The sequence below is a fragment of the Stenotrophomonas sp. genome (assembly GCF_032103445.1).
GTDB lineage: Bacteria > Pseudomonadota > Gammaproteobacteria > Xanthomonadales > Xanthomonadaceae > Stenotrophomonas.
The window spans coordinates 1-8967 of sequence record NZ_DAMDFR010000105.1 but is presented as its reverse complement, the minus strand read 5'-3'; the positions used below and the strand labels follow the sequence as shown (position 1 = coordinate 8967).

6 protein-coding genes are annotated in these 8967 nt (G+C 66.1%); all 6 read right to left on the bottom strand.

What is annotated here, in order from left to right:
- Window positions 1-29: 29 nt before the first annotated feature.
- The gene (locus RT551_RS20520) at window positions 30-1367 is read right to left on the bottom strand and encodes an OmpA family protein (protein ID WP_313461927.1); all 1338 of its coding nucleotides are present in this window, start codon (window positions 1365-1367) and stop codon (window positions 30-32) included.
- 180 nt (window positions 1368-1547) lie between these two features.
- Window positions 1548-2051, bottom strand: a complete 504-nt coding sequence (gene pgaD / locus RT551_RS20515; protein ID WP_313461925.1) for a poly-beta-1,6-N-acetyl-D-glucosamine biosynthesis protein PgaD — start codon at window positions 2049-2051, stop codon at window positions 1548-1550.
- Complete coding sequence (pgaC, locus tag RT551_RS20510; protein WP_313461923.1) at window positions 2048-3295, bottom strand: poly-beta-1,6-N-acetyl-D-glucosamine synthase; 1248 nt, start codon at window positions 3293-3295, stop codon at window positions 2048-2050. Before pgaC ends, pgaD begins: the two co-directional genes overlap by 4 nt.
- A 9-nt stretch (window positions 3296-3304) precedes the next feature.
- Window positions 3305-5215 (bottom strand): poly-beta-1,6-N-acetyl-D-glucosamine N-deacetylase PgaB, encoded by a 1911-nt coding sequence (gene pgaB, locus RT551_RS20505; RefSeq protein WP_313461921.1) that lies wholly within the window; start codon window positions 5213-5215, stop codon window positions 3305-3307.
- A gap of 10 nt (window positions 5216-5225) precedes the next feature.
- A complete protein-coding gene (pgaA, locus tag RT551_RS20500) occupies window positions 5226-7256 on the bottom strand; it encodes a poly-beta-1,6 N-acetyl-D-glucosamine export porin PgaA (RefSeq protein ID WP_313461920.1) in 2031 nt (676 codons plus the stop codon).
- A 334-nt stretch (window positions 7257-7590) separates the two neighbouring features.
- Entirely contained in the window at window positions 7591-8802 is a 1212-nt protein-coding gene (locus RT551_RS20495) for an MFS transporter (RefSeq protein ID WP_313461918.1), read from the bottom strand.
- Window positions 8803-8967 lie beyond the last annotated feature (165 nt).

Sequence of the window (8967 nt, the reverse complement as noted above, 5' to 3'; positions counted from 1 at the left end):
CCAACGGCCGGCGCTACCGGGGTTCCCGATTACTGCATTACTTCATAGCCAATACGCCGGTTCGCGGCACGCCCGGCCTCGGTGCTGTTGTCGCCCACCGGCCGGTTCGACCCGAACCCGCGTGCGGCCAGCCGCTCCGCCGGCACCCCGGCGGCAATCAAGGCATCGGCCACGGCCCGCGCACGCTGCTCACTCAGCAGCTGGTTGCTGGTGGCATCGCCCTGGCTGTCGGTGTGCCCGCCCACTTCCACGCGGGTTCCGGCCGGTGCGCCTTCAATCGCGTCGGCCGCCTGGCGGATGATCTCCTCGCTGCTGCGGGTCAGATTGGCAGAGCCCGTCTCGAAGCGCACCGTGGTCAGGTTCAAGGCTTTGGTGAGATCACTGGCGCTGTAGCCGGCTTTCAGCTCCTGGATGGCTGCCACGCCGCGATCAAACAAGCCTTCCACCTTCACCCCCGGCAGCTTTTCCTGGAACACAGAACTGACCGCCACGCGCTCCGCCTCGGGCAGGGCACTGGTGTCCAGTTTCACCGAATCGCCGTTGAACGCGAACTTGAGGCCATCGGCTTTCAGGCTGGGCAGCATGGTCTTGAACAGGTCCAGCCAGGGCCAGGGCTTGACGCCCGCATCCACGTCGAAGCGGGCACGTACGTTGTCGCTGCCGAAGGTGGCTTTCAGTGCATCCAGCAGTTGGAACTTCTCGTGGGCGGTGGCGAGTGTTCCGCTTACGTCCACCGTGCCCCCACTGTTCTGGAACGCGAACGTGGGCGCACCTACCGAATGCGCGGTGCCATCGGTCGCGGCCATCGGGGCCGTCGCCGCGGCGGGCGTGCCGACGGGTGGCGACTTTCCACGCATGTGCCAGCCGCAGTAGGCCAGCGCCAGCAGAGCCAGCACCGGCAGCAGCCAGCGCCAGAAGCTGCCGCGTTTGCGGTTGCCGCGCAGGTGGGTGACGTGGGTGTTGCCCCAGTCGAGGTTGCCGGCCAGGCTGGCGAACTGGGTGGGGATCCCATTGGGGATGTTCCCCCCGGCCGTCAGCGCGCGCGTCAGCAGGGGCAAGGCACCGGCAATTGCTGAGCCAATCAGCGTTTTTGGGACGCCGGCCTTCTGTGCAATGTCCCCGAGATTGGTGTCGCCCAGGACGTTCTGGATCTGTGCGGCATTGATGTCGCGCATGCTGGCACTACCGCTGTACCACGACTCGACAAGACCGCCCATTCCGGCCTTCTGGAACAGCTTCAGGAACCCTTTGAACCCCTCTGGCCGGCTGAAGATGAAGCTGGCCAGGACACCGACGAACTTGCGGGTGTTGTCGCCAAGGCCTGTGGCCCGGGCGACCTGTTCGATCAGATTTTCGACGACTGACATGGAAATGCCCTCACATGGAAGTGCGGGCGGGTGTCTCCCCATCAGCAGCATACGCCGGTTGTGGGGGGAAACGGCCATTCAGCTGATCGGCCACCCCATTGACGCGCATGGCGCGTCACTACGCGGGGTTCGGGGCCGTGTAGGGACGCGCCATGCGCGTCCAGCGGGACCTCGGGCGGGTCAGGCCAGCCGGGCTTCCGGCTCAGCCCCGGCCAGCCCCTGGTGGCTCAGGCCCACCGGGCGAGCGTGGTCGTCCATGTGCAGGGTCACCGCCTTGCCGGACAACAGCTCGGCCGCCAGCGCCGGGGTCGCCCCCAGATCACGCGCCATCTCTTCACGGGTCACGTCCTGGCGCGGGTTGCGCCGTTCCTTGCCGGCGAAGCGGAAGCGGTTGTACTCGGCCCAGGCGATCAGCAGCACCGCCGAACACACCAGCATGATCGGCAGGGCAATCACCAGGAACGGGTCGATGCTCTGCTTGTACTCATACAACTGCAGCCAGGCCAGGCGGCCGCCCAGCAACCACGAGATCGCGGTCACCAGCGGAGCCCACAGGTAGAAATAGAAGCCCCAGAACGCCAGGGTCACAAAGCCCCAGGCGGTGCGCTGCAGGCGCGGCTGGTTGCGCGACTTGCGGATCAGCCGCGAGTCGAAACGGCGGGTGGATTTCGGTTTGGCGTTCATTTGATTCCCCGGTCAGGACTGACCCACACAGCCCGCTTGCCACGGCGCTTCAACAGCGTCTTGGGCAGGGCCACCAGGGTCGTGAACAGACTGATGAGCCAGTACGCCATCGGGTACCAGATCACCCAGAAGTAGTTGCGTCCAATATGTGTTTCGTAACGGCGGTCGATGATCAGGCTGCTGGCAAACTGCAGCAGGCACACCAGCGCCAGAATCACGCCGTGCCACTGCGGCAGCAGCGTGGCGATATACAGCTCGTTGGGCAGCGGCATGAACTTGCCCAGTGCCCACAGCACCACGATCGCCAGCATGGTGTAAGCCCAGAACACACTCAGGATGTACTCGATCAGCACGCCCCACATGCGCCGCTTGCGCCAGCTGAACAACGTTTTGCCATGCCGCAGCAGCACTTCCACGCCACCCTGGGCCCAGCGCAGGCGCTGCCGCCACAGACCCTTCAGGGTTTCCGGCATCAGGATGAAGCACAGCGCATTGGGCTCGTAACGGATGTCCCAGTGGTCCAGCTGCAGGCGCCAGCTGATGTCGATGTCCTCGGTCACCATGTCGTCGGCCCAGTAGCCGATGCGGTGCAGGGCGGTGCGGCGGAAGCCGGCAATCACTCCGGAAATGGTGAAGATGCGCCCATACACGCGCTGCGCGCGCTTGATCATGCCGATGATCGACGAGAACTCGGCCACCTGCAGGCGGCCCAGCAGGGTGGAGCGGTTGCGGATGCGCGGGTTGCCGGTCACCGCACCCACGCGCGGGCCGCTGGTCAGGTGCCACACCATCCAGTGCGTGGCGTATTCCTCCAGCATGGCGTCGCCGTCAATGCAGATGAGGTATTCCGAACGCGCCGCCAGCGCGCCCATGCGCAGCGCATTGGCCTTGCCCAGGTTGCGGTCCAGGTGCACCACGCGCAGGCGCGGGTGCTGCGCGGCCAGCGCGTCCAGACGCACACCGGTGTCGTCGCGGCTGCCATCGTTGATGGCAATCACCTCGAAGTCCGGGTACTTCTGCGCCAGCGCTGCACCCAGGGTGTCGTCCAGGTTGTCCGATTCGTTGTGGCAGGGAATCAGGATCGACGCGAACGGGTAGTGGTCCATCGGCGGCGGGTCGTCGCGGTCACGCGCCTTGCGCTCGCGGCGGAAGAAGTAATACAGCCCGCCGGACATCCAGAAGAACGCCATCACCATCGGATAGAAGAAGGCGAACTGGAACAGGAGATAGACGAAGGGATGCATGGCGGGGCCTCACTTCTCCGGATACGGGAAGTTGCGCGTCGACATCGCCGCACGCGCGTCCTTGGTCGACGGTTTGCCGGCAATGAAATCGTCCGGGTACCAGGCGAAATGGCGCACGCCCTGCGCCTGCAGCCGGCGGATCTGCGCACGCAGGCGCTCACCGGGAATGGCCTTCTGGGTGCGCCAATCCACGGTCTGCAGTTCGAACATGGTCTGGCTCAGCTGCGGGTCGTGCTCGCGCACCGCCACCACCAGCCGGTCCAGCCACTTCTCCGGGTTGCGGCTGCCTTCCATCCACGGCATCGCCATCAGTGCGGTGTGGTCATACGCCTGGTTGAACAGGTCCAGGCGCTGCGCGAACCAGCTCGCGCTCTGCGGCTGCAGCACGGGTTGTGCGTACAGGTTGCGCACGGTGGCCAGCTTCGGCCGCCAGCGCTGCGCGGCATTGCGCAGTTCCAGGGTGAAGTCGATCAGCGCCTGGGTGCGCGCGCCGTCCGCGCCTTCCTGCGGCAGGTTGCCCAGTTCGGTGTCGCGGATGTAGGCATCGTCGTGGAACAGCAGGCCCTCGAAGTACGAGTTGATTGCCAGGTCTTCGTAGATGTCGTCAATGATGTGACGCACCTTCGGGTTGGTGAAGTCCAGGCGGAAGATGCCGTCGCTTTCCGGGCTTTCAATCGCCAGCGCCTTGCGGATCGCCGGGTCTTTCAGTTCAAAGCCCAGCACCGGCAGCCACGCGTACACCTTCACCCCGGCGCGGGTCTTCAGCTGCCATGCCACGCGGTTGAACAGGTCCGCACGCATCGGCAGGTGCCGGTTCGGGAAGTACAGCGCGTCGGCCGAACCGTTGCCATCCGGGTCGGCGAAGGCCTGCAGGAACACATGGGTCGGGCCCACGGTTTTCACGCGCTCGATCAGCGCGTCCAGGTTCTTGCCCTGCTGCACCGGGTCGGCGTCGTACACCGCATCCAGGTCGATCTGCAGGGCGCGCATGCCGTCGCGTTCCACGTCGCGGCGCAGTTCGTAGGCGATGTTGGTCACGGTCGGGTTGCCGGTCACCAGCAGGCGTGCCAGGCCGTGCAGGTCGCGGGTCACCGGGGTGCTGCGGCCTTCCAGGTCGAACGACACCGGCATGCCCAGGTCTTCGGCGATCTTGTTGCTCAGGCTGTTGTACGCCGCGTACGGCCACACAATCGCCTTCGGGCTCACCCCGACGTTGTCGCGGATGCGCTTCACGCTCAACGCCAGGTCGGTGCGCAGGCGGTTCTCGTACTGCTGCGCGGTCTCGTACTGCCCGCTGGCCGGGAAGTAGGTACGGGTGATCACTGCCGGGGTCTGGTTGCCCTGCGGGTTGGACTGCACGCCGTGGTGCTGGTTGTCGGTGTGGCTGGCCAGTTCCACCAGCCCGCTGCGCTGCATCTCGCGGATCTGCGCCCAGGTCAGGAAGTCGTCGTGGCCGAACGGACGGTAGCCGTAGTCGATGGTGCGGCCCGGGGCCATGTCCACGTAGTCGGTGATCACCGCCACCAGCGCCGGGTAGTTGTAGGCGCGCAGCAGCGGGAACACCTTGGTGTACACGCTGCGCAGACCGTCATCGAAGGTCAGCAGCACCGGCTTCGGCGGCAGCGGGGTGCCGCCCTGCGAGGCGGTGATCAGCTGCGACAGCGACACCGGGTGGTAGCCATGCGCCGACAGCCAGTCCAGGTGGGCCGCGAAGTTCTGCGTGCTCACCGCATACGCGTCCGGGTCGCCCTTCACCGCCACGTCGTCGCGCACGTCGTGGTAGCTGAGCACCAGCAGGCCGTTGTCAGCCGAATCCAGCACGCGGGCGGGCAGCTGCGCCGGCACCGGTTGCGCCTGCGCGTTGCCCAGCACCGCCAGCAGAGCCAGCAGGGTGATGGTGATGAAGCGCTTCAAGTCCATGTGTCGCATCTCATTGCCCCCAGCGCAGACCGGCGTCGAAGCCGATGTGTCGTTCACGTTGTCCGTCGTAGACCGGTCGCGACCAGCTCACGCCATATTCGAAAATGCGGCCGTCGGCCAGCTGCCATTCGTGCCGGTACTCGGCCGAGGGAATCAGCGCGCTGCCGTAACCCTGCTGCCAGTAGTTGCCCACCGACACCGTCAGGCGATGGCGGAAGTGGCGCTCGTAATGCCGCCACAGCTGCTGGTCCACGCGCAGTCCGATCTCCACCGAACGGTCTTCCGATGGGTTGAAGTAGGGCACGTCGTCCAGGCTGCCGCGGCTGGCGTACACGCTGCCCAGGCCGTCCACCAGCACGGTGGGGCGGGTCAGCAGGCGCTGCTGGATGCTGCTGGTGACGGTGTCGCGACGGTTGCCGTCGTCGTAGCGGTACTGGCTGCCGCCGATGCTCCACTGGAAGCGCTCGTTGCGGTGGTAATCCACGGCCACTGCCACGCTGTCCGCCGTGATCCCCGACACGCGCGCCTGCATCGAGGCATCGGCATCGTTGCGCGCCGCCGTGACGCCGGCATGCCAGCGGTCGTTGAACTGCCAGCCGATGCCGCCGCTCAGGCCGGTGTCGCCCACATCGTCATTGGCGCGGTTGACGAAGGCTTCCGCGTCCAGCTGACCGAAGCGGTACCGGGTACCGGCACCCAGCCGCAGCGGATTGATGGTCTGGTCCTGGAAATCCACGCTGCGGCGGTCGGCGAAGGCCACCAGCCGCCAGCGGTCATCCAGGATCGGCGACTGCACTTCCACGCCGTAACGGCCATCGTTGTTGCCAAGCGGTGAAGCACCGCCACCGCCTTCGCTGCGGCCGCCTTCGGCGTAGGCATGCAGCTGCCAGCCGCGGTGCGCGCGCCAGGCACGATCCATGCGCTGTACGGACGGCTGGTTGGGGTAGGCCTCCAGCAGGGAATCGTGGATCGGCCGCGCCAGGTCGTCGCGCTGCAGCTCCACGTACGCATCAATCTGACCGATGCGGGCGGACACGTCGCGCGGGTCCAGCGTGGTGGCCATGCCGTAGCGTTCCAGGCCACGGCGCGGCCAGCCGCGCATCATGTAGACGTTGCCCAGCGAGGACTGGGTGCCGCCGTTGCCCGGGGCCATTTCCACCATGGCTTCGAGATCGCGCTGCGCGGAGGGCAGGTCGCCGGTGTAGGCGCGCACCATCGCCAGGTTGAGGTCGGCTTCGTAACGCGGCCAGTTGGCATAGGGCGCACGCGCACCGTTGGCCCAGCGCCAGGCCGGTTCGGCCGCGCTCCACTTCTTCAGCAGGTTGATCGCCTCGTAGGGCTGTTCGTCTTCCAGGTAGGCGTAGGCCAGTTCCGAATGCACCTCACTCTGGCCGGGGTCGGCTTTCAATGCCGCTTCCAGAACGGGAATGGCTTCGGCCGGATGCTGGGTGGCCATCAGCGAATCGCCGACGGCCGCTTTCACGTAGTCCGGCACCGGATGGCCTTCGGCCAGCAGGGCGCGGTACTCGTCGCGCACCTGGGTGTGGCGGCTCAGGCGGTTGAGCAGGATCAAGCGGTCGTAGCGTACGCGCAGCGGCGCGGTCGCGGCGGTCAGGCCGTCACGCTGCAGCATCGTGTCCATCTGTGCCAGCGCCGCTTCGGCTTCGTCCAGACGGGTGTCTTCGCTGGTCGCGTAGGCCAGGCTCCAGCCTACGCGCTTGGCCAGGTAGTTGGCTTCAAAGCGCTGTTTCTGCGCGTCGTCGAACAGCTCCGGGCGCTGCTGGTACAGCTGCCAGGCGCGGTGCGCGTTGCCGATATCCGACAGGGTCAGCACCTGCAGGCGGAACAGCAGGTCGTCGTTCGGAATCTCAGCCTGGGCGCGTTCGATTGCCGCCAACGCGTCCAGCCAATGGGCCTGGTCGCGGTACTGGCTGATTTCGGCCAGGTGTTCGGCGCGGGTTGCGGCCGAAACCGGGGCGGAAAGGCAAAGCGTGGCGCATGCCAGGCTGACGGCAAGCGTCAGCGGCCGGTGGTTGTACATGGAGCCCCCAGAGCGTCCTTTCAAAAATGTCGGTGTGCGAAAAATGTGACGCACATCACATGCCAATCGTGCCCGATTTCTCATATGTCCACAAATCGTTAACACACGGAAGGTAGTCCGCAATCCGGCCAACGGATGCAGAATTCTGGTCAAGTTGTTGATTACCAAGACCTTCCGGCCGACGCCACGGCGCTGTTCCGGGGGTCTGCCCACCCTGAAACTGTTCAGCAGGACCGGACCGCTCCCATGGGCCCGGGTCACTGACCTGCCATCCAGGTCAGTTTCCGACACGCTACGTCAGGTGATGCCTACGGTGTGTGTACGCGCCGACCCCTCACCAATGATCCTCAAGCTTCTGCGGCTTGCACGCCACCCACGACGCACCCAACAACACACACAGACAAACCCCAAGGAACCCGAACGGCAACACCCACCCACCACTCGTTTCATGCAGCCACCCAAACAACAGCGGCCCGATGCAGCTGAAACTGTAGCCCACGCCTTGCATGAACCCCGACAGCGCCGCTGACCCAGCCGGCGTGCGCGTCCTCAAATTAATAAGCGTCAGCGCCAGCGGGAACGTAGAAGGCCCCACGCCCAGCAACCCCACCCACAACCAGGGGGCCTTCATCGGCGCAAACAACAACCCGGCAAACGCAATCACAAACGCACCCACGCCAATCAGCACCAGCGGGAAGGGATTGCGCAGCCGCACTGCCAGGGCCGGCATGGTCAACGAAGGCAGCAGCCCCAGCGCGGCAAACACCGCCACCATCAGCCCGCCAAAGGCCGGCGTCGCCCCGGCTTCGACCACGATGCGCGGCAGCCAGGTGAACATCGAATAGGTCATCAGCGAGGTCATGCCGAACATCAGCGCCATGCCCCAGGCCAGCGGCGTGCGCGAGACCTTGCCATGCGGCTGCGCGCCTGCATCAACCGCCGGCTCCAGCGGATCCGGATGCGGCCGGCGACGCGCCAGCATCAGCCAGGGCAGGGCGGCGGCCAGGGCCAGCAGGGCCCAGATGCCCAGCGACACTCGCCAGCCGGCCTGTTCGGCCAGCGGCACGGCCAGCAGCGCCGGCAGCATGGTGCCCAGCTGCAGCACGGTGATGTACAGCGTGCTGACGGTGCCGACGCGATTGGCGAAGTAGCGCTTCACCAGCGGCGGCACCACCACGTTGCCGATGCCCATGCCGGCCAGTGCTACCACCGAGCCGAACAGCAGGCTGGTGATGCCCACCGAGCACGAGCGCAGTACCAGCCCGGCCGCAGCCAGGCCCATGGCGAGCAGGGCAGTACGCTCCAGCCCAAAGCGGCGGGCCAGCATCGGCGTGGCCATGCCGAACAGGGCGAACGAGGCGGTGGGCAGCATGCCCAGCACGCCGGTCATGGTGGTCCCAAAACCAAAGGTGCGGCCGAGCAGGTCCAGCAGCGGGGTAACAGAGGTAACAGCCGTACGCAGATTGACGGCAGCAAGCAGAATGGCGGCGAACGCCAGCACGCGTCCATGCAGCAGGGACGCGCCGTGGGGTGGGGTATGAGTCATGGCGCAATTGTACCCGTCTGGTTGCGGACGATTCCTCGGCAACCGGCCTGCGGCCGGTTGCTTCATGCATTTGGGCGAACCGCCGGTGGCCATCGGTTTCCGTGCTTGGACGTGCCGGGGTGGGTTTGCGGGACACGCCGTGAATACATCCCTGTAGGCTCGTCA

What these genes read in the sequence shown, in the direction of transcription:
- RT551_RS20520 (WP_313461927.1), bottom strand. Translation starts at nt 1,367, where the DNA reads ATGTCAGTCGTCGAAAATCTGATCGAACAGGTCGCCCGGGCCACAGGC.
- pgaD (WP_313461925.1), bottom strand. Translation starts at nt 2,051, where the DNA reads ATGAACGCCAAACCGAAATCCACCCGCCGTTTCGACTCGCGGCTGATC.
- pgaC (WP_313461923.1), bottom strand. Translation starts at nt 3,295, where the DNA reads ATGCATCCCTTCGTCTATCTCCTGTTCCAGTTCGCCTTCTTCTATCCG.
- pgaB (WP_313461921.1), bottom strand. Translation starts at nt 5,215, where the DNA reads ATGGACTTGAAGCGCTTCATCACCATCACCCTGCTGGCTCTGCTGGCG.
- pgaA (WP_313461920.1), bottom strand. Translation starts at nt 7,256, where the DNA reads ATGTACAACCACCGGCCGCTGACGCTTGCCGTCAGCCTGGCATGCGCC.
- RT551_RS20495 (WP_313461918.1), bottom strand. Translation starts at nt 8,802, where the DNA reads ATGACTCATACCCCACCCCACGGCGCGTCCCTGCTGCATGGACGCGTG.